Source organism: Streptomyces sp. ISL-12, assembly GCF_018614415.1.
In the GTDB taxonomy this organism is placed as follows: Bacteria; Actinomycetota; Actinomycetes; order Streptomycetales; family Streptomycetaceae; genus Streptomyces.
Genome location: NZ_JAGGOO010000033.1, coordinates 31,829 through 57,843, shown reverse-complemented (window position 1 = coordinate 57,843; position 26,015 = coordinate 31,829). Strand labels below are relative to the sequence as shown.

Genomic DNA, 26,015 nt, shown 5'->3' with positions numbered 1-26,015 from the left:
TGTTTTCCGGACCCGGCGGCTTCGAATGCTTCAGTTTCGAGTGCGCGGCCCGGTCAGCCGGCTACTCGTACGGCGAGGGCGTCACCGATCTCGGAGGTGGAGCGCGCGGGCTTGCCCGCCCGCTCGCCGAGGTCGGCCGCGACCGCCTCCTCGATCCGGGTCGCCTCGGCCTCGTAGCCGAGGTGGCGCAGCAGCAGGGCGACGGAGAGCACGGTGGCGCTGGGGTCGGCCTTGCCCTGGCCGGCGATGTCGGGCGCGGAGCCGTGGACCGGCTCGAACATCGAGGGGTACTCGCCGGACGGGTTGATGTTCCCGCTGGCGGCGACGCCGATGCCGCCGGAGACGGCCGCGGCGAGGTCGGTGATGATGTCGCCGAAGAGGTTGTCGGTGACGATCACGTCGAAGCGCTCGGGCTGGGTCACCAGGTAGATGGTGGCCGCGTCGACGTGGATGTAGTCCGTGGTGACCTCGGGGAACTCCTCGGCCACCTGGTTGAAGATGTTGGTCCACAGGTGGCCCGCGAAGGTCAGCACGTTGTTCTTGTGGACCAGCGTGAGCTTCTTGCGGGGGCGGGCCTGGGCGCGGGCGAAGGCGTCGCGGACGACGCGCTCGACACCGTAGGCGGTGTTGACGGACACCTCGGTGGCGACCTCGTGGGGCGTGCCCTTGCGGATGGTGCCGCCGTTGCCGGTGTACGGGCCCTCGGTGCCCTCGCGGACGACCACGAAGTCGATCTCCGGCTGGCCGGCCAGCGGGGTCTCGACGCCCGGGAGCAGCTTGCTCGGGCGCAGGTTGACGTGGTGGTCGAAGGCGAAGCGGAGCTTGAGCAGGAAGCCGCGCTCCAGGACGCCGGAGGGGACGCTCGGGTCGCCGATGGCGCCGAGCAGGATGGCGTCGTGCTTCTTCAGCGCGTCGAGGTCGGCGTCGGTGAGGGTCTCACCGGTGGCGTGGTAGCGCCGGGCGCCGAAGTCGAACTCCTTGGTCTCCAGCTTCACATCCTGCGGGAGGACGGCGGAGAGGACCTTCAGGCCTTCGGCCACGACCTCCTGGCCGATGCCGTCGCCGGGGATGACTGCGAGATCGATGCTGCGAGACATGCGGGCACCCTACTCCCCGTCCCATGGGATGACACGCACCGTCCGCCATACGGACATCCGACGCCCATCCGTCGACCCCCGTTCACCCGTGCGCGGTGCGGGCGTTGGCCCGCGCGGGGCATCAATGGCCGCATGGACATCCCCGACTTCGGCATCCGCGCGGACCTGGCGCGCCGGCTGAGCATGGCGGAGCAGTACGAGTATCTGCGCACCCGGCTCTCCCGGCGCCGGACGCTGGTGACGGCGGGGGCGGTGGCGAGCGGGCTGCTGACCGGCTGCTCCGGCCGTGACGTCCGGTCCGCGTCCGCCCCGGCCGCGTCACCGGCCGCTTCGACGGCCGTCTCCGGGGCGGTGGTCGCGCCGTTCGGCCGTCATCTGGCGTTCGGCGCGGATCCGATGCGGCAGATGCGGATCTCCTGGCAGGTGCCGCTGGCGGTGCGCCGGCCGTTCGTCCGGGTCGGGCCGCGCCCCGACGAGCTGGGCCGCCGCCTCGAGGCCGAGGTGCGTGACCTGACCACTCCGGCCCTGGACGGCGTACGCCCGGCGGCCGAGCAGTACTACGTGCACGCGGCCCTGGACGGCCTGCGGCCCGGCACGACGTACTACTACGGCGTCGGCCACGAGGGCTTCGACCCGGCCGCGCCGGCCCACCGCGCCACGATCGCCTCATTCCGCACGGCGCCCGCGGCACCGGAGCGCTTCACCTTCACGGCCTTCGGCGACCAGGGCGTCGGCGCGGAGGCGGTGGCCAACAACCGCGTCCTGCTGCGCCAGGACCCGGCCTTCCACCTCCACGCCGGGGACATCTGCTACGCCAACGACAAGGGCCGCGGCGAGAAGTCGGACCTGTACGACGCCACGCGGTGGGACCGGTTCCTGAAGCAGACGGAGCCGGTGGCGCGTTCGGTGCCGTGGATGGTGACGACCGGCAACCACGACATGGAGGCGTGGTACTCGCCGGACGGGTACGGCGGCCAACTGGCCCGTTTCTCCCTGCCGGACAGCGGTTTCGACCCGCGTACGGCGCCGGGGGTGTACTCCTTCACCTACGGCAACGTGGGCGTCGTGGCGCTCGACGCCAACGACGTGTCCTACGAACTGCCGGCCAACCTCGGCGTCACGGAGGGCCGGCAGACGCGCTGGCTGGCGCGGAAGCTGGCCCAGCTGCGGGCGGCGCCGGAGGTGGACTTCGTCGTCGTCTTCTTCCACCACTGCGCGTACTCGACGTCGACGCACGCCTCGGACGGCGGCGTGCGCGCCGAGTGGGTGCCGCTGTTCGCCCGCCACCAGGTGGACCTGGTGATCAACGGGCACAACCACGTCTACGAGCGGACCGACGCGATCAAGGGCGGGGAGGTGGGCCGCCCGGTACCGGTCGGCGAGTGGACCGACCCCACCCGGGACGGGACCGTGTACGTCACCGCGGGCGGCGGCGGCAAGGAGCTGTACGGCTTTCCGGCGGGCGTGCCGGAGAGCCACGAGGGGCGGACCGCCCGCGACGAGCCGGTGGACAGCTTCCGCTGGACCCGGTCCCGGGACCGCAAGGCGGAGACGGTCCAGTGGTCGCGGGTGCGCTACCGGGGCTTCTCGTTCCTCAGCGTGGAGGCTCAGGCGGGCGCCGCGCCGAAGCTGAAGGTCTCGGCGCTGACGCCGGAGGGCACCCGCGTCGACCACTTCGAGGTGCGGCGCGGGCGGTGACCGCCCGGCTCAGTGGCCGGTGGCGCCGCCGTTGTCCCGGCGGTCGAGGGCGCGCTGCAGGGCTGCGGCGGCGTTCTTCCGGTCGGACTCGCTGGTACGGGAGGCGTGACGGACTCGGCGGCGGGTGGTCGTCTCGGCCATGGGATCGGCTCCTTCGGCACACGGGAGGAATGTGACGGGCCGGAAGGGGCGGGGAGCGTCGGACCGCAGGGATCGCCTGCGCGGGGCCCGGCTCACGTCCGCCATTCGCTGGGTCGAGCGAGACGTTCGGCTCCTACAAAGCTAAGCGAGGAGCACGCGCCTGTCTCCACAATTACTCGGACTTCCTACTATCTGAGACGGAGGACGGGCCAGGTCGGGGGGAGACCTGGCCCGTCCGGTATCAGAGGGACGTCAGCCCATGTGCGGGTAGCGGTAGTCGGTCGGGGAGACCAGCGACTCCTTGATGGCGCGGGTCAGGGTCCAGCGCATCAGGTTCTGCGGGGCACCGGCCTTGTCGTTGGTGCCGGAGGCCCGGCCGCCGCCGAAGGGCTGCTGGCCGACGACGGCGCCGGTCGACTTGTCGTTGATGTAGAAGTTGCCGGCCGCGTAGCGCAGCTTCTCCATCGTGTACGCGGCGGCGGCACGGTCGTTGGCGATGACCGAGCCGGTGAGCGCGTAGTCCGACACCGACTCCATCTGCGTCAGCGTCTCGTCGTACTTCTCGTCGTCGTAGACGTGGACGGCGAGGATCGGGCCGAAGTACTCGGTGGTGAAGACCTCGTTCTCCGGGTCGGTGCACTCGATGACGGTCGGGCGGACGAAGTACCCGACCGAGTCGTCGTAGGTGCCGCCCGCGACGATCGTGCACGCCGGGTCGGCCGCGGCCCGGTCGATGGCGGCCTTGTTCTTGGCGAAGGCGCGCTCGTCGATGACGGCGCCGATGAAGTTCGACAGGTCGGTGACGTCACCCATGGCGATGCCGTCGACCTCGGCCGCGAACTCCTCCTTGAAGCCGGCGTTCCAGATGGACGCCGGGATGTAGGCGCGGGAGGTGGCGGAGCACTTCTGGCCCTGGTACTCGAAGGCGCCGCGGGTCAAAGCCGTCTTCAGTACGGCGCGGTCGGCGCTCGGGTGGGCGACGACGAAGTCCTTGCCGCCGGTCTCGCCGACCAGGCGCGGGTAGGTGCGGTACTTCTCGATGTTGTTGCCGACCGTCTTCCACAGGTGCTGGAAGGTCTTGGTCGAGCCGGTGAAGTGGATGCCGGCCAGGTCGCGGTGGTTCAGGGCGACCTCGGAGACCTCCAGGCCGTCACCGGTGACGAGGTTGATGACGCCCTTGGGGAGCCCGGCCTCCTCCAGCAGCTCCATCATCAGCACGGCGGCGTGGGTCTGCGTCGGGGACGGCTTCCAGACCACCACGTTGCCCATCAGGGCGGGGGCGGTGGGCAGGTTGGCGGCGATCGCCGTGAAGTTGAACGGCGTGATCGCGTAGACGAAGCCCTCCAGCGGGCGGTGGTCCAGGCGGTTCCAGACGCCGGGGGCGTTGGCCGGGGGCTGCTGGGCCAGGATCTGGCGGGCGTAGGAAACGTTGAACCGCCAGAAGTCGATCAGCTCGCAGGGCGTGTCGATCTCGGCCTGCTGGGCGGTCTTGGACTGGCCGAGCATGGTGGAGGCGGCCAGCGTCTCGCGCCACGGGCCGGACAGCAGCTCGGCGGCGCGCAGGATGATCGCCGCGCGGTCGTCGAAGGACATCGCGCGCCAGGCGGGGGCCGCGGCGAGGGCGGCGTCGACCGCGTCCTGGGCGTCCTGCCGGGTGGCGTTCGCGTACGTGCCCAGGCGCGCCTTGTGGTTGTGCGGCTGCACGACGTCGAAACGGTCGCCGCCGCCCATCCGCTTCTCGCCGCCGATGGTGCAGGGCAGGTCGATCGGGTTCTCGGCCAGTTCCTTGAGCTTGGCCTCCAGCCGGGCGCGCTCGGGCGAGCCGGGGGCGTAGCCGTGCACCGGCTCGTTGACGGGGGTGGGGACCTGGGTCACAGCGTCCATGTTGTTCGTGACTCCTTGACTTGAACGGTGTGCGAGCGGGTGCGGGCTCAGCCCTTGGTGACCATCGAGCGGACGAAGAACCGGAGGTTGGCCGGCTTCTCCGCCAGACGCCTCATGAAGTAGCCGTACCAGTCCGTGCCGTAGGCGGTGTAGACGCGCATGCGGTGGCCCTCGGCGACCAGTCGCAGGTGCTCGTCGCCGCGGATGCCGTAGAGCATCTGGAACTCGTACTCGTCGGGCTTTCGCCCGGCGCGGTGGGCGAGCTCCTGGGCGATGGCGATCAGACGCGGGTCGTGGGACCCGACCATCGGGTAGCCCTCGCCGTCCATCAGCGTCCGCAGCACGCGCACGTACGCCTTGTCGATCTCGTGCTTGTCCTGGTACGCGACCTCGGCGGGCTCCTTGTAGGCGCCCTTCACCAACCGTACGCGAGCGCCGGCCGCGGCGAGCCGGCGCGCGTCGGCCTCGGTGCGGAACAGGTACGCCTGGATCACGCAGCCGGTCTCCGGGAAGTCCTTCCGCAGTTCCTCGTGGACGGCGAACATCGAGTCGAGGGTGGTGTGGTCCTCGGCGTCGAGCGTGACCGTGGTGCCGATCTCCGCCGCCGCCTCGACGACCGGGCGGACGTTGGCGAGTGCCAGCTCGTGGCCGCCGGCCAGGGCCTGCCCGAACATCGACAGCTTCACGGACATCTCCGCGCGCGTGCCGAGGTCGAGCGGCTTGAGCCGGTCGATCAGCTCCAGGTAGGCGTCGCGGGCGGCGGCGGCCTGCTCGGGCGTGGTGATGTCCTCGCCGACGACGTCCATCGTCAGCTCCAGGCCCTTCGCCGTGAGGTCCCGGATGATCGGGACGATCTCGTCGACGCCCTCGCCGGGGATGAAACGGTCGACGACCTGCTTGGTCACCGGGGCCGCCGAGACCAGACGGCGCATGCGATCGCTGCGCGACGCGGCGAGAATCACGGGACCCAGCACGGGGCACCTCCACTGACGGAACAACAAGGTCGGCCACCGTGAAACCTAAGGATGGCTCCGATCCTGGGCCATCGACAGCTGTCACGCATCCGTGCCGCAGATCTCAGACACATGTATGAAAGGCGTACCGGGATGGGGGAGAATGCCCGGGTGACGTCGGATTCCCAGGGTGACTACCAGGAGCTGGTCGACGAGGTCTCGGAGCTGCTGGGGGCGCCCGCCACCCTGGAGAACCGGGACTTCGAGCTGATCGCCTTCGGCGCCTACGACAGTGAGGGCGACCTCGATCCCTCCGCGCTGGACCCGGTGCGCGCCCGCTCGATCCTGACCCGGCGTTCGACCCCGGCGGTCCGCGCCTGGTTCGAGGGGTTCGGCATCACCCGGGCCACCCGCCCGGTCCGCATCCCGCCCACCCCGGAGGCGGGGGTGCACCGGGGCCGGATCTGTCTGCCGGTACGCCATCGGGGCGTGGCGCTGGGTTACGTATGGCTCCTGGACACCGATCCGGGGCCGACCGCGCGGCAGCTGACCGCCGCCATGACGGTCACCGCCCGGATCGGGGCGCTGCTCGCCGACGAGGCCCAGCACGGCGCCGACCTCAGCCGGGAGCTGCGGGCCGTCCTCACCGCCGAGCCGGGCTGGCAGCGGGACATGGCCGTCGCCGAACTGCGCACCGCGCTCGGGCCGCGCGCCGGGGTCCCGCACACGGTGGTGTGCGTCGCGCCCTGGCCCTCGGCCGACCCGGACGACACCCCGTCGGTGCGTACGGTGCCGGGGGCGACGGCGCTGTGCACGGTGCCGTGGGGTGTCTCGGCGTACGCGCTGGCGCTGCTGGTCCGGCTGCGCTCGGTGGACGTACCGGCCCCGGCCCTGGCCGCGGCGGGGCGGCTGCTGGAGCGGGCGCGGGGCCTCGGGGGCGCCCGTTCCGCCGCCGGGGTGGCTGCCGCCCGTACCGGTCTCGCGGAGCTGGGGACGGGCTGGCGGGAGGCGTCGGCGGCGGCCCGCGCGGCCCTGGCGGAGGCCCGGTTCGCCCCGGTCGCCGAGTGGGCGTCGATCGGCCCGTACCGCCTGCTGACGGGGCTGGCCCCGGAGGCGACGCGGGACCCGGCCGTGGGGGCGCTGCTCTCCCCCGCCCACCGCGAACTGGCCCGCACCGCCGAGACCTACCTCGACCGGGCCGGCCAGGCCGGCCGCACGGCGGCGGAACTGGGCATCCACCGCCAGACCCTCTACTACCGCCTCTCCCGCGTCGAACAGCTCACCGGCCTCGACCTGGACGACGGCGAGGACCGGCTGCTCCTGCACATGGCGCTCAAGGCGCACCGTCTGCGGCACGGGCGGCGTCGATCACCTGACGAAGGCCTTCGGTGAGCTGCCCGGCCTCCGGCGCGGTCTTCGGATCGAAGGTCCACTGGGCCATGAGGCCCATCATCAGGGTCGTGTAGAAACTGCCGAGCGTGTCGATCACCTCGTCCGGCTGATCGTCCTCGGGCACCCCCGTGAACATCGCGACGAAGCCGCGCGAACCCTCCCGCTGAGCCCGCGCGAGGTGATCCCGCACCACCGGCAGCTGGTCGCCCATGGCCACGATCTCCATGCTGAGCCGCCACATCGACCCCGGCTCCCGCATGGTGCCGATGATGTTCGACCACACCGAGGCGAACCGCTCCAGCGACCCGGACTCCCCGCGGATCTCGCCGTCGAACAGCTCGGACATGTCCTCGACCATCGCCACGTACGCCTGCGCCAGCAGCGCGTCCTTCGACCCGTAGTGGTAGCCGATGGACGCCAGGTTGGTCCCCGACTCCTTGACGATGTCCCGCGCCGTCGTGCGCACGAACCCCTTGGCGAGCAGGCAGCGCTTGGCGCCTTCGAGCAGATCCTCACGGTGTCCCATGCGGCCAGCCTATCCCCGGATACATACAGCCGTCTTAAACAATCGTCATAGACAGTCGTATAAGACATGCGTACAGTCTCCGCCATGACGACGAACCCGACGCGAGCCGGGAGGCGCGAATGGACCGCGCTCGCTGTGCTGATGCTTCCGCTGCTGCTGGTCTCGATGGACGTCTCGGTCCTCTACTTCGCCATCCCGGCCATCAGCGCCGACCTGGAACCGAGCGGCGCCCAACAGCTGTGGATCTTCGACATCTACGGCTTCGTCCTGGCCGGCCTGCTGATGACCATGGGGGCGGTGGGCGACCGGATCGGCCGCCGCCGGCTGCTGCTGATCGGCGCCGCCGCCTTCGGCGCGGCCTCCCTGGTGGCCGCCTACGCGCACACCGCCGAGACCCTGATCGCCGCCCGCGCGGTCCTCGGCATCGGCGGCGCGACCCTGATGCCGTCGACGATGGCGCTGGTCCGCACCATGTTCACCGACCCGGGCCAGCGCGCGAAGGCGATCGGCCTGTGGTCCGGCGTGATGACGGCCGGGATCGCGCTCGGCTCCGTGATGAGCGGCGTCCTGGTCGAGTACTTCTGGTGGGGCTCGGTCTTCCTGGTCAACCTGCCCGCGATGGCCCTGCTGCTGCTCCTGGGCCCCGTCCTGCTCCCGGAGTCGAAGACCTCGCGCCCCGGCCGCTTCGACCTGCTGAGCGTCCCGCTGTCGATGGCCGCCGTGCTGCCCGTGGTCTACGGCCTCAAGGAGATCCCGACCGAGGGCTGGCACGTGCGGTACGTGATGTCGGTGACGGTCGGCCTGCTGTTCGCCGCGCTGTTCGTGCACCGCCAGCGCACGGCGGCCTCCCCGCTGATCTCACCGGAGATCTTCCGGGGCCGCGGCTTCACCCCCGCGGTCGTCCTCAACCTGGTGTCGGCCGCGGGGATGATGGGCTCGACCTACTTCACCACCCAGTACATCCAGTCCGTGCTGGACAAGAGCGCGCTGGAGGCGGCGCTGTGGGCGCTGCTGCCCTCGGTGCTCATCGGTTTCGCCGCGCCGATCGCCACGCAGTTGGTCCAGCGGGGCGTGGAGCGGGCGCATGTCGTCGCGGCCGGGTTCGCCGTCGCGGCGAGCGGCTACGCGCTGCTGGCCCTCGCGGACACCGACTCCCTGTGGCTGGTGCTGGCCGCGTGCGGTGTCCTGGCCGCCGGCATCGTCGCCGTGATGTCCCAGCTCACCGACCTGGCGCTCAGCTCCGCGCCGGTGGAGAAGGCGGGCGTGGCCTCGTCGCTGATGGAGACCGGCACGGAGTTCGGCGGCGCGCTGAGCATGGCGGTCTTCGGCTCCATCGGTACCGCCGTCTACCACCATGAGATGCCGGCCTCGGCACCGGACGCGGCCCGCGAGACCCTGGGCGGCGCGCTGGCGGTGGCCGGCCGGTTGCCGGGGTCCGCGGGAGAGGCCCTGGCGACGGCGGCACGGGAGGCGTTCACCAGCGGGATGCGGGGCGCCGCGGTGGCGGGGGCGGTACTGCTGCTGGCGGCGGCGGTCCCGGCGGCGCGGGCGCTGCGCGGCATCCGGGTACGCGAGAACGCCGGGGAGGCCGAGCGACTCGACCTGTCCGGCGTGTGAGAGGACGCGAGCACGCCGGACAGGTGGTCAGCCCAGCCCGTCCGGCGTCAGAGAGCACGAAAGAACGCCGGACGGGCTGACCGACTCAGCCCGTCCGGCGTGTGAGGACGAGGCCCGTTCAGGGCCCGAAGCGGGGGCCCGGGGGCGGCAGCTCCCGGACGACGGTCACCTAGACCAGGTTGACCGATCGGGCCGACGTCGCCCCGATCTCCGACGCGACCTCACCGAGCACCGCGGAGCCCACCGTGTCGTCGACCGTCAGGACGGCCAGCGCCTCGCCGCCGACGGTCGCGCGGGCGACCTGCATGCCGGCGATGTTGATGCCCGCCTCGCCGAGGATGCGGCCGACGGTGCCGACGACACCGGGACGGTCCTCGTAGCGCAGGACGAGCATGTGGTCGGCGAGGGCGAGGTCGACGTCGTACTCGCCGACGGCGACGATCTTCTGGACGTGCTTCGGGCCGGCCAGCGTGCCGGAGACGGAGACCTCCTCACCGTTGGCCAGGGTGCCGCGCACGGTGACGACGTTGCGGTGCTCCGCCGACTCCGAGCTGGTCGTCAGCCGGACCTCGACGCCGCGCTCCTGGGCGAACAGCGGGGCGTTGACGTAGGAGACGGTCTCCTCGACGACGTCCTCGAAGACGCCCTTGAGCGCGGACAGCTCCAGCACCTTCACGTCGTGCTGGGTGATCTCGCCGTAGACCTCGACGTCCAGGCGGACGGCGACCTCGCCGGCGAGCGCGGTGAAGATGCGGCCGAGGTGCTCGGCGAGCGGCAGGCCCGGCTTGACGTCCTCGGCGATGACGCCGCCCTGGACGTTGACCGCGTCCGGGACCAGCTCACCGGCGAGGGCGAGGCGGACCGACTTGGCGACGGCGATGCCGGCCTTCTCCTGGGCCTCGTCGGTGGAGGCGCCCAGGTGCGGGGTGCAGACGACCTGGTCGAACTCGAAGAGCGGGGAGTCCGTGCAGGGCTCCTTGGCGTACACGTCGAGGCCGGCGCCGGCGACCCGGCCCTCCTTCAGCGCCGAGTACAGCGCCTCCTCGTCGACGATGCCGCCGCGCGCGGCGTTGACGATGCGGACGCTGGGCTTGACCTTGCGCAGCGCCTCGTCGCCGATCAGGCCGAGGGTCTCGGGGGTCTTGGGCAGGTGGACGGTGATGAAGTCGGAGACCTCAAGCAGCTCGTCCAGCGACAGGACCTTGACGCCCATCTGCGCGGCCCGCGCGGGCTGTACGTAGGGGTCGTAGGCGACGACCTTCATCCCGAAGGCGGACATGCGCTGCGCGACGAGCGCGCCGATGCGGCCGAGGCCGACCACACCGAGGGTCTTCTCGGCCAGCTCGACACCGGTGTACTTGCTGCGCTTCCACTCGCCGTTCTTCAGGGCGGCGTTGGCCTGCGGGATGTTGCGCGCGGTGGCGACGATCAGGCCGCAGGCCAGCTCGGCGGCGGTGACGATGTTGGAGGTCGGGGCGTTGACGACCATCACGCCGGCCTTGGTGGCGGCGGAGACGTCCACGTTGTCCAGGCCCACGCCGGCCCGGGCGACGACCTTCAGTTTCTGCGCGGCGGCGATGGCCTCGGCGTCGACCTTGGTGGCGGAGCGGACCAGGATCGCGTCCACGTCGGCGATGGCGGTCAGCAGTTCGGCGCGGTCGGCTCCGTTGCAGTGCCGGATCTCGAAGTCCGGACCGAGTGCGTCGACGGTCGCGGGCGACAGCTCTTCAGCGATGAGTACGACAGGGTTCGAGCTCACGTGAGTCCTCACAAGTCCAATGCGGACGGCCGTCCCGACGGCCGCAAGCGGTGGAGGTTGGCTAGCCGCGTGGAAGACGCACGACGCTGTGGGCCTGACGCGTATGTAGTGCAGCAGTGTAGTGGCGTCGAGGGCGTCGTCTTACGCCGCTACGGAAGGATCACCCGTCCGTGGCTGGACGGGTTGGACAACAGGGGCCGGGGCTGTCGCCCCGGCCCCTGCCGTTGAGGCTTACGCCTCCTCGTCGACCCAGCTCATGAGCTTGCGCAGCTCCTTGCCGGTGGTCTCCAGCAGGTGCTCGGAGTCCTGCTGCTTGTACTCGTTGTACTTCTTCAGACCGCCGTGGTACTCGTCCATCCAGTTCTTGGCGAACGTGCCGTCCTGGATCTCGGCGAGGACCTTCTTCATCTCGGCCTTGGTGGCGTCGGTGATGATCCGCGGGCCGGTGACGTAGTCGCCCCACTCGGCGGTCTCGGAGATCGACCAGCGCATCTTCTCCAGGCCGCCCTCGTACATGAGGTCCACGATCAGCTTCAGCTCGTGCAGGCACTCGAAGTAGGCGATCTCCGGCTGGTAGCCGGCCTCGGTCAGGGTCTCGAAGCCCGCCTTGACCAGCGCGGCCGTGCCACCGCAGAGGACGGCCTGCTCGCCGAAGAGGTCGGTCTCGGTCTCTTCGGTGAAGGTCGTCTTGATGACGCCGGCGCGGGTGCCGCCGATGCCCTTGGCGTAGGACAGGGCCAGCGCGAAGGCGTTGCCGGTCGCGTCCTGCTCGACGGCCGCGATGCAGGGAACGCCGCGGCCCTCCTCGTACTGGCGGCGCACCAGGTGGCCCGGGCCCTTGGGGGCGACCATGCAGACGTCCACGCCGGCCGGCGGCTTGATGAAGCCGTAGCGGATGTTCAGGCCGTGGCCGAAGAACAGCGCGTCGCCGTCCTTCAGGTTGTCCTTGATGTGCTCCTCGTAGACCTGGGCCTGGATCGGGTCCGGGACCAGGATCATGATGACGTCGGCCTCGGCGGCGGCCTCCGAGGGGCTCACCACGCGCAGGCCCTGCTCCTCGGCCTTGGCCTTGGACTTGGAGCCCTCGTGCAGACCGACGCGCACGTCGACGCCGGAGTCGCGCAGCGACAGGGCGTGGGCGTGGCCCTGGCTGCCGTAACCGATGACCGCGACCTTGCGGCCCTGGATGATGGACAGGTCGGCGTCGGCGTCGTAGAACAGCTCGGCCACTTTGGGTTCTCTCCTTGTGTGCAGGTGTCGCGTCCCACCGTATGCCGGTGGGGGGAAGGGAAGGTGGGGGGTCTCGGAATACGGGCGGTGCCCGCACCCCTCGGCGTCACGCCGACCGGTCGAGGGCGCGCAGCGAGCGGTCCGTGATCGAACGGGCGCCGCGGCCGATGGCGATCGTGCCGGACTGCACCAGCTCCTTGATGCCGTACGGTTCCAGCATCCTGAGCATGGCGGACAGCTTCTCGCCGCTGCCGGTCGCCTCGATGGTGACGGCGTCCGGGGAGACGTCGACGGTCTTGGCGCGGAACAGCTGGACGATCTCGACGATCTGGGAGCGCGTCTCGTTGTCGGCGCGCACCTTCACCAGGACGAGTTCGCGCTGGACGGCCTGCGACGGCTCCAGTTCGACGATCTTCAGCACGTTGACCAGCTTGTTGAGCTGCTTGGTGACCTGTTCGAGTGGCAGGTCCTCCACTCCCACGACGATGGTGATGCGGGAGATGTCGGGGTGTTCGGTGACGCCGACGGCGAGCGAGTCGATGTTGAAGCCGCGGCGGGAGAACAGGGCGGCGATCCGGGCGAGGATGCCGGGGGTGTTCTCCACCAGGACGGAGAGCGTGTGCTTGGACATGGTCTCTTGGTCTCTCTCGCTCAGTCGTCTTCGTTGTCGCCGAAGTCGGGGCGGACGTCCCGGGCGGCCATGATCGTGTCGTTGGAGGTGCCGGCGGCGACCATCGGCCAGACCATCGCGTCCTCGTGGACGATGAAGTCGACGACGACCGGGCGGTCGTTGATCGAGTTCGCCTCCTCGATGGCCTTGTCCAGGTCGGCGGGGTCCTCACAGCGGATGGCGTAGCAGCCCATGGCCTCCGCCAGCTTGACGAAGTCGGGGACGCGGGTGCCGCGGGCCGCCGGGTTGACGTCGTCCGGGCCGGAGTGCAGCACCGTGTTGGAGTAGCGCTGGTTGTAGAACAGCGTCTGCCACTGGCGGACCATGCCGAGGGCGCCGTTGTTGATGATGGCGACCTTGATCGGGATGTTGTTCAGGGCGCAGGTGGTCAGTTCCTGGTTGGTCATCTGGAAGCAGCCGTCGCCGTCGATCGCCCAGACGGTCCGGTCGGGCAGGCCGGCCTTGGCGCCCATGGCGGCCGGGACGGAGTACCCCATGGTCCCGGCGCCACCGGAGTTCAGCCAGGTGGCGGGCTTGTCGTACTGGATGAAGTGGGCGGCCCACATCTGGTGCTGGCCGACGCCCGCGGTGAAGACCGTGCCCTCGGGGGCGAGCTGTCCGATGCGCTCGATGACCGCCTGCGGGGAGAGCGAGCCGTCCTCGGGCCGGTCGTAGCCGAGGGGGTAGGTCTCGCGCCAGCGGTTGAGGTCCTTCCACCAGGCGGCGTAGTCGCCGCGCTGGCCCTCGCTGTGCTCCTTCTGCACGGCCTGGACCAGATCGGCGATGACCTCGCGGGCGTCGCCGACGATCGGGACGTCGGCCTCGCGGTTCTTGCCGATCTCGGCCGGGTCGATGTCGGCGTGGACGATCTTGGCGTGCGGGGCGAAGCTGTCCAGCTTGCCGGTGACGCGGTCGTCGAAGCGGGCGCCGAGGGCGACGATCAGGTCGGCCTTCTGGAGCCCGGTGACGGCGGCGACGGAGCCGTGCATGCCCGGCATCCCCAAGTGCTGGGGGTGGGTGTCGGGGAAGGCGCCCAGGGCCATCAGGGTGGTGGTGACGGGGGCGCCGGTCAGCTCGGCGAGGACCTTCAGCTCGGCGGTGGCGCCGGCCTTGAGGACGCCGCCGCCGACGTAGAGCACGGGCCGCTTGGCGGCGGTGATCAGCTTGGCGGCCTCGCGGATCTGCTTGGCGTGCGGCTTGGTCACCGGGCGGTAGCCCGGCAGGTCCATCACGGGCGGCCAGGAGAACGTGGTCTTCGCCTGGAGGGCGTCCTTGGCGATGTCGACCAGGACCGGGCCGGGGCGGCCGGTGGAGGCGACGTGGAAGGCCTCGGCGATGACCCGGGGGATGTCGTCGGCGTCGGTGACCAGCCAGTTGTGCTTGGTGATCGGCATGGTGATGCCGACGATGTCCGCCTCCTGGAAGGCGTCCGTGCCGATCGAGTCGGAGACGACCTGGCCGGTGATGGCGACCATCGGCACCGAGTCCATGTGCGCGTCGGCGATCGGCGTGACGAGGTTGGTCGCGCCGGGTCCTGAGGTCGCCATGCAGACGCCGACCTTGCCGGTGGCCAGCGCGTAGCCCTCGGCCGCGTGGCCCGCGCCCTGCTCGTGGCGGACCAGGACGTGGCGGACGCGGGTGGAGTCCATCAGTGGGTCGTACGCCGGGAGGATGCAGCCACCGGGAATGCCGAATACCGTGTCGGCGCCGACCTCCTCGAGAGAGCGGATGAGGGACTGCGCGCCCGTGACGTGCTCGGGCGCGGACTGTCCTCCGGATCGGGGCCGGGGCTGCGGGTGAGGGGCCCCGGTGGCCTGCTCGGTCATCGGCATTCTCTTCTCGATGCTGAGGGTTTCGCTGGGTGTTTTGGTGCGGTTTGTGCGGTGTGCGGCAGGTGCCTGTGCAACAAAAAACCCCTCGTGCCGAAAGGCAAGCGAGGGGAGCGCGCCGGTGTGGGTCGCTGGGATTCCGGGTCGTCCGGACGTCACCAGCTTCAGCCGACGCGCTGACCAAGTACGAGAATTCGGGTGCGCATGGAACTGACCCTCCCCCCGGCACGCACCCACTGTCAAGTGGGTGGGACGGGGGTCTCATTATGTGAGCGCAGTGCCGTGCCGCCGCCGAGGACGACCGGCACGGCTCCGGAAACCTGGCTGGTGAGGCCGGTGGCGATACCGCCGGCGACGGTCCCGACGGCAGTGCCGACCGCCCCGCCCGCGAAGGCCGGCTCGGCCGGTCCGTGCGGCACCGGATAGCGGCCGGTGGCGAGGGCCCGGCGCAGCCGGTGCTCGTCGAGCGGTCCGGAGAACGCCATGCCCTGGCCGTGGGTGCAGCCCATCGCGCGCAGGGCGACGACCTGCTCGGGCAGGTCCACCCCGTCGGCCACGGTCTTCAGCCCTAGATCGGTGGCGATGCGCAGCAGCCCCTTGGTGATCTTGTACAGCCGGGCTGACTCGACGATCCCCTCGACCATGGTCCGGTCGAGTTTCAGGATGTCCACGGGGAGTCTGCGCAGGGCGGTGACGGTCGCGTGGCCGCTGCCGAAGCCGTCCAGCGCGATGCGTACGCCCGCCCGCCCGAGCGCGTTCAGCCGGCGCTCCAGCTCGTCCAGGGGGACCCGGGGGTCGAGGTCGGACAGCTCGATCACCAGGGAGCCCGGCGGCAGCCCGTACCGGGTCAGCAGGGCCTCCACCGAGCCGACCGGCATCGAGCGGTCCAGCAGGCGGCGGGCGGCGATCCGGACGGTCACGGGTACGCCGACGCCGGCCGCCACCCGTTCGGCGGCCTGTTCCACGGCCTCCTGGAGCATCCACCGGTCGAGCTCGGCGGTCTTGTCGCCGGCCTCGGCCACCCTGAGGAACTCGGCGGTGGTGAACAGGACGCCCTGCGAGGACCGCCAGCGCGCCTGGGCGCGGACCGACGAGATCCGGCCGTCCGTCAGGGACACCACCGGCTGGTGCAGCAGCGCGAACTCGCCGTCGTGCAGCGCCGCCCGCAGCCGGCCGGCCAGCTCGGCCTTGCGTACGACGTCCTGCTGCATCTGCGGCTGGTACAGCTCGACGCGGCCCTTGCCGCCCGCCTTGGCGCGGTACATCGCCAGGTCGGCGTTGCGCAGCAGCTCGCCCGCGCCGAGGCCGGGCTCGGCGAAGGCGACGCCGATGGAGGCGTTGACCCGGACATCGTTGCCGTCGATGAGGTAGGGCTGGGAGAGGGTCAGCCTGAGGCGGTCGGCGAGCTCCAGGATGTGTCCCTCGCGGGCGGCCCGGTCCCGGGTGCCGTCCCCGATGATCAGGGCCGCGAACTCGTCGCCGCCCAGCCGGGAGGCGGTGTCGCCCTGGCGGACCGCCTCGTGGAGTCTGCGGGCGGCCTGGACGAGCAGTTCGTCCCCGGCCTGGTGCCCGATGGTGTCGTTGACGGCCTTGAAGCCGTCGAGGTCGATGAAGAGGACCGCGGTGCCGCGCAGGTGGGCGCCCCGGTCGGAGGCGCGGCGGCCGGACAGGGCCTGCTGGACGCGCTTGGTGAACAGGGCGCGGTTGGGCAGGTCGGTGAGCGGGTCGTGCTCGGCGTTGTGCTGGAGCTGCGCCTGGAGGCGCACGCGCTCGGTGACGTCGCGGCTGTTGAAGATCAGTCCGCCGTGGTGCCGGTTGACGGTGGATTCGACGTTGAGCCAGCCTCCCCCGCCGTCGGCTCCGCCCGAGCGGGAGGTGCCGCCACCGCCGGAGCGGAAGCGGCACTCGATGCGGGTGGTGGGTTCCTCGACCGGGTCGGCGGCGAGGAAGCGGCGCACCTCGTGCACCACGCAGCCCAGGTCCTCCGGGTGGATGAGATCGGCCAGTTCACCGCCGACGAGTTCCTCGGCGGGGCGTCCGTAGACCCCGGCGGCGGCCGGGGAGACGTAGCGCAGGATGCCGTTGGGCGCGGCGATCATGATGACGTCGCTGGAGCCCTGCACCAGCGAGCGGAAGTGGTTCTCCTTCTGGGCCAGTTCCTGGGTGAGGGTGATGTTGTCGAGCAGCATGATGCCCTGGCGCACCACGAGGGCGAGGACGACCGTGCCGCCGGTGAGCAGGACGACGCGGTCGACGCTGTGGCCGTTGAGCACGTTGTAGAGGATGCTCAGGGTGCAGACGGCGGCGGCGAGGTAGGGCGTGAGGGCGGCCAGCGACCCGGCGATGGGCCGGGCGGCCGGGTAGCGGCCGTGCTCGCCGCCCGGAACGGGGGCCGGCCGGTGGGCGGTGACGCGCTGGCCGGGTACGTGCTCGTGCACCACGCGCGGGTGCCCGTCGGATTCGTCCGCGCGGCCCGCGCGGTCCGTTCGGCCCGTGTGGTCCGTGCGGCCCGTGTGGTCCGTGTGGTCGGGGCTGTCTGCGGTCCGTCGCTGTCCGTGCCGCGGGGCGGCCCAGGGGGCGTACGCCAGCAGCAGCGAGCCCGCGAACCAGCCCGCGTCGAGCAACTGGCCCGAGCGGTAGTCGTTGTGCAGCAGCGGTGAGGTGAACAGGGCGTCGCACATCACCGTCAGGGCGAGCGCCCCGATCGCGGTGTTGACCGCGGACCGGTACACCGGGGAGCGCCGGAAGTGCAGCGCGAGCACGATGCTGACCAGGGCGATGTCGAGCAGCGGGTACGCCAGCGACAGCGCGGTGTGCGCCACGCTGGAGCCGTCCGCCTCGGCGGCCTGGGCGAGCGCCAGGCTCCAGGCCAGGGTCAGCAGCGAGCCGCCGATCAGCCAGGCGTCGAGGCCCAGGCAGACCCAGCCGGCCTTGGTCACCGGCCGTTTGGCGAACACCAGCAGGCCCACGATGGCGGGCGGCGCGAAGCACAGGAAGAACAGGTCCGCGTAACTGGGATCGGGCACGGGCCGCCGCAGGACGACCTCGTACCACCCCCAGACCACGTTGCCCGCGCAGGCCATCGTCGAGGAGAGGGCGAACAGCAGCCAGGCCGGCCGGAAGCGGACATGGCGGGCGCGGGCGTAGAGGAAGCAGGAGACGGCCGCGGCGGCGGCCGCGGCGGCCAGGCCGAAGTCGCCCATGAACACGGCGAGCCGGTGGGAGCCCCAGCCGAGCGCGGAGCCGATGGCGTAGGCCGCGCAGACCGCCGCGAGGAGCAGTTGGCCGACCAGTCCGGGCCGGCCGTCACCGGCCGACGGCCGGGCGGGCCGGTAGGCCGGCACGGAGTGCGCCCGGGACGCTCCGTCGAGGGTCGGGGCGGGAGGGGGTGGCAACATCACCTGGGCCTCCCGATCCGTGCCGCGCCCGGGACCCCCGGGTCCCGGTGCGCCGAGCCGGCCCGGCCGCTACGGCCGCCGTGCCCGCGCTGATGGTCACCGTGCTCGTGGTGATGGCTGTGGTCGTGGTGATGGCTGTTGCCGTGATGGCTGTGGTCGTGATGGCTGTGGTCGTGATGCTGGCTGGGATGGCCGTGCCGACCGCCGTGGTGGCCGTGGCGACCGCGTTCGCGGGCCGCCGTACACCAGGGCCGTCGGCGGCGGCTCCGCCGCGTCGGATCGTTGGTCCATAGGCCGTGCATCGCCCGTCGCCCCCCTCGCAGTCTCCATGTCCGTCCCCGGCGCCGAACGGTGCGCGGCGCAACCCCTGTCGGGACGATACACCAGTCTCGTCACTCAGGGACATAGGTTCTCTACGCTCCGTGACGACCAGCGGATATGCGGGTACCCACTGCTCCCGACAGAACGCAGAGGGTGCCCGAAACGGATTGCGCCGTTGTCACCACGCGCGCGCCGTGCGTGCCGTCACGGCGCGAAAAACGCGCCGGGGGCACTCGGCGCCGCGCGTCACGCGCCGGGGTCTCCCGTCGTCAGGATCACGTTGCGCAGCGGCTCCCGGTTCACGAAACGGGTCAACTGATCGGCCAGCAGACGCTTCGCGCGCGGCAGGAAGGCGGACGTGGGCCCGCCGACGTGCGGGCTGATCAGCACGCCCGGCGCCTGCCACAGCGGGTGCCCCGGCGGCAGCGGCTCGGGGTCGGTGACGTCGAGGGCGGCGGTGAGGCGGCCGGTGGCCAGCTCGGCGAGGAGCGCCCCGGTGTCGACCACGGGCCCGCGGGCCACGTTGACCAGCAGGGCCCCGTCCTTCATCCGGGCCAGGAACCCGGGGTTCACCAGGTGCCGGGTGTCCTCGGTGAGCGGCGTGGAGAGGATGACGACGTCCGCTTCCGGGAGCAGGGCGGGCAGTTCGGCGAGTGGGTGCACCGGGCCGCGCGCCGTGGTGCGTGCGGAGCGCGCGACGCGCGCCACCCGCGCCACCTCGAAGGGCACGAGCCGGTCCTCTATCGCCGCGCCGATCGCGCCGTAGCCGACGATGAGCACGTTCTTGTCGGCCAGCGCGGGCCGGAAGCCGCCGCGCCACTCGCCCTTGTCCTGGGCCCGGACGAAGTCGGGGACGCCGCGCAGCGCGGCGAGGGTCAGGGTGAGGGCCAGTTCGGCGGTGCTGGCCTCGTGCACGCCGCGGGCGTTGCAGAGCCGGACGCCGGGCCTGATCACCGACAGCCGCCCCATGACGTCGTCGACGCCGGCGGTCAGCGTCTGGACGACCTGGACGCGGCTCAGGTGCTCCAGCGGCCGGACCCGTACCGGATGCGGCTTCATGTACGGCACGACGTAGAACGCGCAGTGCGCGGGGTCGCCGGGGAAGTCCCGCTCGCCGTCGTCACCCCCGTCCCAGAACAGGTACCGGGGTCCCTCGGGGAGCCCGTCGATCTCGTCCGGCGGTATGGGCAGCCACACGTCAGCAGTCATGCCAGGAGGCTATGTCAGGGGCCTTGACCGGCAGAGGTTAGGTTGGGGTGGCCACAAGAGGGAGGGTCACGACCACGTGGAGCGCAGGACGATCGGCGCGGCGGCACTCGCGGTGGGGGCCGTCGGTCTCGGGTGCATGCCGATGAGCTGGGCGTACAGCACCTCCCGGCAGCGCGGCGACGAGTCGCTCAGGGCGGTGCACCGGGCGCTGGACCTGGGCTCCTGTCTGCTGGACACCGCCGACATGTACGGCCCGTTCACCAACGAACTGCTGCTGGGGCGGGTGTTGAAGGAGCGGCGGTCCGACGCCTTCGTGTCGACCAAGGTCGGTCTGCTCGTCGGCGAGCAGCACATCGTGGCCAACGGCCGCCCCGGGTACGTGAAGCGGGCCTGTGACGCGTCCCTGCGCCGCCTCCAGACCGACGTGATCGACCTCTACCAGTTGCACCGGGCCGACCCCGAGGTCCCGGTGGAGGAGACCTGGGGCGCGATGGCGGAGCTGGTCCGGGCCGGGAAGGTACGGGCGCTGGGGCTGTGCGCGGTGGGCGCCCGGTCGGCGCGGCGGTCCGGGGCGCGACTGCACGACGGAACGATCCGGCAACTGGAGCGGGTGCAGCAGGTGTTCCCGGTGAGCGCGGTGGAGGCCGAGCTGTCGGTGTGGTCGCCGGAGGCGCTGGAGGCGCTGCTGCCGTGGTGCGCGACGCGCGGTGTGGGGTTCCTGGCCGCGATGCCGCTGGGCAACGGCTTCCTGACCGGCACGCTGACGCCGGGCGAGGGCTTCGAAGCGGACGACCTGCGCGCCCGGCACCCCCGCTTCACCGCGGAGATGATGGCCGCCAACCAGCCGATCGCGGCCGGTCTGCGCCGCGTCGCCGCCCGGCACGGCGACGGGGTGACACCCGCGCAGGTGGCGTTGGCCTGGGTGCTGGCGCAGGGCGGGCAGGTGATCCCGGTGCCGGGCACCAAACAGGAGCGCTGGGTGACCGAGAACGCCGCCGCGGCCGGGCTGCGGCTGTCCCCCGGGGACCTGGCGGAGGTGAGCGCCCTGCCGAGGGCGCTGGGCTCCTGGGAGTGAGGGACCGGGGCGTACGGAAGGGTCCGCGCGGGAACCTGTGGGGCACGGGCGGGGTTCGTCACTGTGAGGACCCACCGCGTCGAAGGGACCGTGATCGTGCGACGTCGAGCCGTACCGGCCGCGCTGACCACCGCCGTGCTGCTGCTGGCGGCCGGCTGCTCCTCCGGCGACGGGGACGGTGAGGGCGCGGCCGGCTGGAACGAGCGCGCCACCCCCGGCCGTACGGCGTCGTCCGCGCCGTCCACGCCCGCGGAACAGGCGCCGCCCGCCAAAGGCTCGGTCGAGGTGACCCGTACGGTCGCCACGGGCCTGGACAGCCCCTGGGGCCTGGCCCCGCTGCCCGACGGCGACCTGCTCGTCTCCTCCCGGGACGAGGGCACGATCACGCGGGTCGACACCGCGACCGGGAAGAAGACGGAACTGGGCGAGGTGCCCGGGGTGTCACCGGCCGGGGAGGGCGGCCTGCTCGGCATCGCGCTCTCCCCCGACTACGCCGCCGACCGTACGGTCTACGCCTATTACACCTCCGCCTCGGACAACCGGATCGTGCGGATGCTCTACGACACCGGCAAGCCGTCCGGCGAGCAGCTCGGCGCCCCGGACACGGTGTTCAGGGGCATCCCCAAGGGCTTCGTCCACAACGGCGGCCGGATCGCCTTCGGCCCGGACAAGCTGCTGTACGTGGGCACGGGCGAGAGCGGCGACACCGGGCTGTCCCAGGACGAGGAGTCCCTCGGCGGGAAGATCCTGCGCCTGACCCCCGAGGGCGAGCCGGCGCCGGGCAACCCCTCCTCCGGCTCCCCCGTGTACTCCTACGGCCACCGCAACGTCCAGGGGCTGGCCTGGGACGCGCGGCGGCGCCTGTTCGCCGCGGAGTTCGGCCAGGACACCTGGGACGAGCTGAACGCGATCACGCCGGGCGGCAACTACGGCTGGCCCGAGGCCGAGGGCGAGTCGGACGACGACGCGTTCCGTGACCCGGTGGCGCAGTGGAGCACCGACGAGGCGTCCCCGAGCGGCATCACGTACGCCGGGGGGTCGGTGTGGATGGCGGGGCTGCGGGGCGAGCGGCTGTGGCGCGTGCCCCTGGACGGCACCGAGGAGGCGGCCGAACCGCGGTCCTTCCTCCGGGGCGAGTACGGCCGGCTGCGCACGGTCGTGGCGGCGGGCGACGGCAAGCTGTGGCTGGTGACCAGCAACACGGACGGGCGGGGCGATCCGGAGCGGGAGGACGACCGGATCCTGGAGCTGGAGGTGCGGTAGACGGCGCCGGTCACTCGTCTGCGGATGCGGCCTCCGGCCGCTTCGGGGGCCGTACGACGACCTTCCCGGAGGTGAGGTCTATCGGGCCGTGTCCGGGGTCGCCGTCGCCGGCGTCCTCCCGGGTCAGCTCCAGCCTGTTCTGCTCGTCCCGGGTGTGTTTGCGGCCGGGTGCGAACAGTTCCTCGAAAGCGTTGAACACGTGACCTCCTCGGCCGGTGTTCCCCAGCGTACGTCCACCCCGCCGTACGGGAGGCGGCCCCGGACGCGCGCGGGGGCCCCGGGGCGTCCGGCGCTCCTTGTGCGCCGGGTACCCCGAGGCCCCCTCCGGTCCGTACGGGCGTCAGCTCGCGGACGGCACGGCCAGCAGGATGTCGGTGTACTTGAGCACGGCCAGGAGCAGGCCGATCACGCCCAGGGCGACGCCCGCCCAGGAGACCGACTTGATCCACGCCGGCTGCGGCCTGCCCGGCGCGCCGAACGCGGGGCGGGCCAGGACGAAGACGCCGACGATCAGCGCGACCAGGGCGAAGACGCCGCCCCACAGCGCGGTGGCCTGCCAGGCGTCGCCGTAGCCCTTCTGCAGCATCGTCTGGACGTCCGAGGTCTGGGTCGTCGCCAGCTGCCCCAGGACCGCCTGGCGGGCGGAGGCCACGGTGCCCACCCAGCTGCCGGTCAGCGACACGATGCCGAGCCCGGCGGAGACGACGGCGCCCGCGCCCTGGCCGACGCCGGAGGGTCCCTCGGTGGCGGTCCCGGTCTCCGTGACCGCCTCGGGCTCGGTGTCCTCGGCGCCCTCGGCCGCCGCCTCACCCTCCGTGACCTGCGACTCCTCCTGAGCCTCGGGGGCGTCGGTGACGTCGGTGACGTCCGTCCTGTCCTCGTCCGCCTTCGTCGCGGCGCCGGTCTCGTCCACTGTCTTCGTTCCCATGTCTCGCACCGTACGGACGCTCTCTGAGAGGTCCCTTAATGATCGTTGTGAGAGGTACGCGCGCGTGCCGCACGCCACTGAGGCACGAGCACGGCCCATATCTCCAAGTCCTGCCGCACCCCACGGTACGGGTGGTGCTCCCGGAGCACGCCCTCGCGGGTCATGCCGAGCCGCCGGGCGCCGTTGACGCTGGGGATGTTGGCGGAGGAGGCGCGCCATTCCACGCGGTGCATCCCGCGCTCGTCGAAGGCCCAGTCGATCAGGACGCGGGCGCCGCGGGTGACGAGGCCCTTGCCGGTACCGGCCGGTTCCAGCCAGCAGCCGATCTCGCAGGCGCCGGTCGCGGCGTCGAAGGTCCGGAACATCAGTCCGCCGACCAGCTCGCCGCCGAGCCACAGCCCGTGCAGGAAGCCGCTGTCGGCGGCACGCTTCTCGGCGTACACGGTGAGCAGCGCCCGCGCGGAGGCGGTGTCGGTGGCCTGTGTCCCGAACGGGATGTGCCGGGTGATGAACTCCCGGCCCCGGTCGAGGTGGGCGAGGAACTCCTCGGCGTGCCAGGGCTCCAGCGGACGCAGTTCGGCTCCGTCGTCACCCAGCGATATCGCGTACATCCCGGTCCCGCTCCTTCGGCGTTTCCTGTTCCATGGCGCTCACTACGTCGGTGAGCCTCTCATGGGCGGCACGGCACTCGGGCGGTTCGATGCTGATCCGGGGCAGCCGGGCCGCCAGCCACTTCGGCAGCCACCAGTTGGCGCGGCCCAGCAGGTGCATCAGGGCGGGCACCAGCAGGGTGCGCAGGACGAAGGCGTCCAGGGCGACGGCGGTGGCGAGCGCGATGCCGAACATGGCGATGACGCGGTCGCCGGTGAGGACGAAGGCGAGGAAGACGGAGATCATGATGACCGCCGCGGAGTTGATCACCCGGCTGGTCTCGGCGAGTCCCACCCGTACCGCCCGCCGGTTGTCTCCGGTCTCCAGCCACTCCTCGTACATGCGGCTGACCAGGAAGACCTGGTAGTCCATGGAGAGTCCGAAGAGGACCGAGACCATGATCACGGGGAGGAAGGGCTCGATCGGGCCGGCGCTCCCCAGGCCCAGCGCCTCGCTGCCCCAGCCCCACTGGAAGACGGCCACGACGACGCCGAAGGACCCGGCGACGGCGGCGATGTTCATCGCGGCGGCCTTCAGCGGGATGCCGGCCGACCGGAAGGCCAGCAGGAGCAGCAGACAGCCCAGGCCCACGACGACGCCGACGAAGACGGGGAGTTTGCCGACGATGACGTCGGCGAAGTCGTCGTACCCGGCCGTCACCCCGCCGACGTGGACGTCGAGCGCGGTGCCCCGCTCGGCGCGCGGCAGCACCTCGGTGCGCAGCCGGTCCACGAGGTCGCTGGTGCGCGGCGACTGCGGGGCCGACTCGGGGACGACGGTGAGGTACGCGGTGTCGCCGCCGGAGTCGAAGGTCACCGGCGTCACCGAGGCGACGCCGTCGGTGGCCCGCAGCGTGGCGTCGAGGTTGTCCAGGGCGAGCCGGTCCTCGGCGCCGCCGACCTCGGTGACCAGGGTGAGGGGGCCGTTGACGCCGGGGCCGAACCCTTCGGCGACCAGGTCGTAGGCGGCGCGGGTGGTGGTGCCCTTCGGGTCGTTGCCCTGGTCGGAGGTGCCCAGGCGCAGGCCCAGGGTGGGCAGGGCCAGGACGGTGACCACGAGGAGGGCGGCGGCGCCGAGGGCCTTGGGGTGGCGTTCGACGAAGGCCGACCAGCGGGCCGCGAACCCGGTGGGCAGCTCGGGTTCGGGGCCGTGCTCGGCCAGCCTGCGGCGCTCGCGGCGGCTGAGGGCGCGGGGGCCGAGGAAGGAGAGCAGGGCGGGCAGGAGGGTGACGGAGGCGGCGACGGTGAGGACCACGGTCAGCGCTGCGGCGACGGCGACCCCGTTGAGGAAGCCCAGCCGCAGGACCAGCATGCCGAGCAGGGCTATGCAGACGGTGGCGCCCGCGAAGACGACCGCGCGGCCGGTGGTCCGTACCGCGTTCACGGCCGCCTCGGCGGGGCTCAGGCCGCGTTTGAGGCCGCGTCGGTGCCGGGTGACGAGGAACAGCGCGTAGTCGATGCCGACGCCGAGCCCGATCAGCAGGCCCAGCATCGGCGCGAAGTCGGCGACGGTCATCACGTGGCCGAGGAGGGTGATGCCGGCGTAGGCGGTGCCGACGGAGACCAGCGCGGTGGCGATGGGCAGCAGCGCGGCGGCGAGGGAGCCGAAGGCGAGGAACAGGACGAGGGCGGCGACGGCCACGCCGACGGCCTCGGCGAGGTGTCCGCCGGGCGCCTCGGTCACCGCGACGGCACTGCCGCCCAGTTCGACCTGGAGCCCGTCGGTCGCGGCGGCCCGGGCGGTGTCGGCGACGGCCCGGGCGTCGGCCTCGGCGATGTCCTCGGCCCGCTCCTCGAAGGCGACGGTGGCGTAGGCCGTGTGGCCGTCCTCGCTGATCCTGCCCGTGCCCTGGTCCCCGTAGGGACCGGTGACAGCGGCCACGCCGGGCAGGGCGGCGATGTCGTCGAGCGTGCCGGTCATGGTCTGTTCGACTGCGGCGGACCGGACGGTGCCGGACTCGGTGTGCCAGACCACGGTGACGCTGTCGCCGCCGACTCCGGGGAAGCCGGCGGCGAGGAGTCCGGCGGCGCGGCTCGACTCGGTGCCGGGCACGTCGTAGTCGTTGGAGTACGAGGGGCCGGTGACGACCGCGGCGGCGGCGACGCCGGCGAAGGCGAGCAGCCACAACAGGACGGCGACGAGGCGGCGTCGGACACACCAGCGTGCGAGTGCTGCCACGGACCTGCTCCCAGAATGCCTGATTGTGGATCTTTGATTCAGGAACAGCCGCTCATCGACCGAACTGCCCGCAAAGAACGCATGAGTGATGCGATGACACTCTTACAGGGAGAAATGATCCTTGGCGCGGTTCGTGGGTTTACTCACAAAACTGGGGGCGCGTCGTGTCCGACGCGCCCCCGGGGCTCACAACGAG

The 26,015-nt window shown here is 71.8% G+C and carries 21 protein-coding genes; 6 read left to right on the top strand and 15 right to left on the bottom strand.

All coding sequences use genetic code 11. From position 1 onward, the window contains the following. Positions 1–53: 53 nt before the first annotated feature. Positions 54–1,097, bottom strand: coding sequence for a 3-isopropylmalate dehydrogenase (locus J7I94_RS10095; RefSeq protein WP_215166650.1), 1,044 nt, complete (start codon positions 1,095–1,097; stop codon positions 54–56). Positions 1,098–1,229: 132 nt separating this feature from the next. Between J7I94_RS10095 and J7I94_RS10090 the strand changes: the two genes are divergently transcribed. Continuing rightward, positions 1,230–2,795 (top strand): metallophosphoesterase family protein, encoded by a 1,566-nt coding sequence (locus J7I94_RS10090; protein WP_215166649.1) that lies wholly within the window; start codon positions 1,230–1,232, stop codon positions 2,793–2,795. A 9-nt stretch (positions 2,796–2,804) separates the two neighbouring features. Here J7I94_RS10090 and J7I94_RS38980 read toward each other — a convergent pair whose 3' ends face one another. The 3 genes from J7I94_RS38980 to J7I94_RS10080 form a co-directional block, all read right to left on the bottom strand. Beyond that, on the bottom strand, positions 2,805–2,936 hold the full coding sequence (locus tag J7I94_RS38980) for a hypothetical protein (protein ID WP_285442520.1): 132 nt from the start codon (positions 2,934–2,936) through the stop codon (positions 2,805–2,807). 252 nt (positions 2,937–3,188) lie between these two features. Continuing rightward, entirely contained in the window at positions 3,189–4,820 is a 1,632-nt protein-coding gene (gene pruA, locus J7I94_RS10085; protein ID WP_215166648.1) for an L-glutamate gamma-semialdehyde dehydrogenase, read from the bottom strand. Between the two features lie 47 nt (positions 4,821–4,867). Then, positions 4,868–5,794, bottom strand: coding sequence for a proline dehydrogenase family protein (locus J7I94_RS10080; RefSeq protein ID WP_215166647.1), 927 nt, complete (start codon positions 5,792–5,794; stop codon positions 4,868–4,870). A 132-nt stretch (positions 5,795–5,926) separates the two neighbouring features. Here J7I94_RS10080 and J7I94_RS10075 point away from each other — a divergent pair, with 132 nt between their 5' ends. Continuing rightward, positions 5,927–7,165, top strand: coding sequence for a CdaR family transcriptional regulator (locus J7I94_RS10075; RefSeq protein WP_215166646.1), 1,239 nt, complete (start codon positions 5,927–5,929; stop codon positions 7,163–7,165). Here the strand turns inward: J7I94_RS10075 and J7I94_RS10070 are convergent. Then, positions 7,107–7,691 carry a TetR/AcrR family transcriptional regulator gene (locus J7I94_RS10070; protein ID WP_215166645.1) on the bottom strand — a complete coding sequence of 195 codons (585 nt, stop codon included), beginning with the start codon at positions 7,689–7,691 and terminating at the stop codon, positions 7,107–7,109. The two genes, J7I94_RS10075 and J7I94_RS10070, sit on opposite strands and share 59 nt — an antisense overlap. 66 nt (positions 7,692–7,757) lie before the next feature. Between J7I94_RS10070 and J7I94_RS10065 the strand changes: the two genes are divergently transcribed. Further along, positions 7,758–9,308 carry an MFS transporter gene (locus tag J7I94_RS10065; protein ID WP_215166644.1) on the top strand — a complete coding sequence of 517 codons (1,551 nt, stop codon included), beginning with the start codon at positions 7,758–7,760 and terminating at the stop codon, positions 9,306–9,308. 169 nt (positions 9,309–9,477) lie between these two features. On the opposite strand, the gene serA is transcribed toward J7I94_RS10065, so the two are convergent. From serA to J7I94_RS10040, 5 genes are all read right to left on the bottom strand, one after another. Beyond that, complete coding sequence (gene serA / locus J7I94_RS10060) at positions 9,478–11,067, bottom strand: phosphoglycerate dehydrogenase (RefSeq protein WP_215166643.1); 1,590 nt, start codon at positions 11,065–11,067, stop codon at positions 9,478–9,480. A 231-nt stretch (positions 11,068–11,298) separates the two neighbouring features. Continuing rightward, on the bottom strand, positions 11,299–12,297 hold the full coding sequence (gene ilvC, locus J7I94_RS10055; RefSeq protein ID WP_189234139.1) for a ketol-acid reductoisomerase: 999 nt from the start codon (positions 12,295–12,297) through the stop codon (positions 11,299–11,301). 106 nt (positions 12,298–12,403) lie between these two features. Then, positions 12,404–12,928 (bottom strand): acetolactate synthase small subunit, encoded by a 525-nt coding sequence (gene ilvN, locus J7I94_RS10050; protein WP_215166642.1) that lies wholly within the window; start codon positions 12,926–12,928, stop codon positions 12,404–12,406. A 20-nt stretch (positions 12,929–12,948) separates the two neighbouring features. Further along, complete coding sequence (locus tag J7I94_RS10045) at positions 12,949–14,793, bottom strand: acetolactate synthase large subunit (RefSeq protein ID WP_215166641.1); 1,845 nt, start codon at positions 14,791–14,793, stop codon at positions 12,949–12,951. 242 nt (positions 14,794–15,035) lie between these two features. Continuing rightward, positions 15,036–18,194, bottom strand: coding sequence for a bifunctional diguanylate cyclase/phosphodiesterase (locus J7I94_RS10040; protein WP_215166640.1), 3,159 nt, complete (start codon positions 18,192–18,194; stop codon positions 15,036–15,038). Positions 18,195–18,274: 80 nt separating this feature from the next. Here J7I94_RS10040 and J7I94_RS10035 point away from each other — a divergent pair, with 80 nt between their 5' ends. Next, entirely contained in the window at positions 18,275–18,487 is a 213-nt protein-coding gene (locus tag J7I94_RS10035; RefSeq protein WP_215166639.1) for a hypothetical protein, read from the top strand. Between the two features lie 274 nt (positions 18,488–18,761). On the opposite strand, the gene J7I94_RS10030 is transcribed toward J7I94_RS10035, so the two are convergent. Beyond that, positions 18,762–19,724 carry a 2-hydroxyacid dehydrogenase gene (locus J7I94_RS10030; RefSeq protein WP_251074913.1) on the bottom strand — a complete coding sequence of 321 codons (963 nt, stop codon included), beginning with the start codon at positions 19,722–19,724 and terminating at the stop codon, positions 18,762–18,764. Positions 19,725–19,800: 76 nt separating this feature from the next. Here J7I94_RS10030 and J7I94_RS10025 point away from each other — a divergent pair, with 76 nt between their 5' ends. Next, on the top strand, positions 19,801–20,799 hold the full coding sequence (locus J7I94_RS10025; RefSeq protein WP_215166638.1) for an aldo/keto reductase: 999 nt from the start codon (positions 19,801–19,803) through the stop codon (positions 20,797–20,799). Between the two features lie 96 nt (positions 20,800–20,895). Further along, positions 20,896–22,062, top strand: coding sequence for a sorbosone dehydrogenase family protein (locus tag J7I94_RS10020; protein WP_215166637.1), 1,167 nt, complete (start codon positions 20,896–20,898; stop codon positions 22,060–22,062). A 10-nt stretch (positions 22,063–22,072) separates the two neighbouring features. Here the strand turns inward: J7I94_RS10020 and J7I94_RS10015 are convergent, their stop codons facing one another. The 4 genes from J7I94_RS10015 to J7I94_RS10000 all read right to left on the bottom strand — a co-directional run bounded on the left by J7I94_RS10015 (position 22,073) and on the right by J7I94_RS10000 (position 25,819). Beyond that, positions 22,073–22,261 carry a DUF6191 domain-containing protein gene (locus J7I94_RS10015; protein WP_215166636.1) on the bottom strand — a complete coding sequence of 63 codons (189 nt, stop codon included), beginning with the start codon at positions 22,259–22,261 and terminating at the stop codon, positions 22,073–22,075. A gap of 141 nt (positions 22,262–22,402) precedes the next feature. After that, positions 22,403–22,990 carry a hypothetical protein gene (locus tag J7I94_RS10010; RefSeq protein ID WP_215166635.1) on the bottom strand — a complete coding sequence of 196 codons (588 nt, stop codon included), beginning with the start codon at positions 22,988–22,990 and terminating at the stop codon, positions 22,403–22,405. Positions 22,991–23,025: 35 nt separating this feature from the next. Then, positions 23,026–23,601 (bottom strand): GNAT family N-acetyltransferase, encoded by a 576-nt coding sequence (locus J7I94_RS10005; RefSeq protein ID WP_215166634.1) that lies wholly within the window; start codon positions 23,599–23,601, stop codon positions 23,026–23,028. Further along, a complete protein-coding gene (locus J7I94_RS10000) occupies positions 23,579–25,819 on the bottom strand; it encodes an MMPL family transporter (RefSeq protein ID WP_215166633.1) in 2,241 nt (746 codons plus the stop codon). Before J7I94_RS10000 ends, J7I94_RS10005 begins: the two co-directional genes overlap by 23 nt. Between the last annotated feature and the right edge of the window lie 196 nt (positions 25,820–26,015).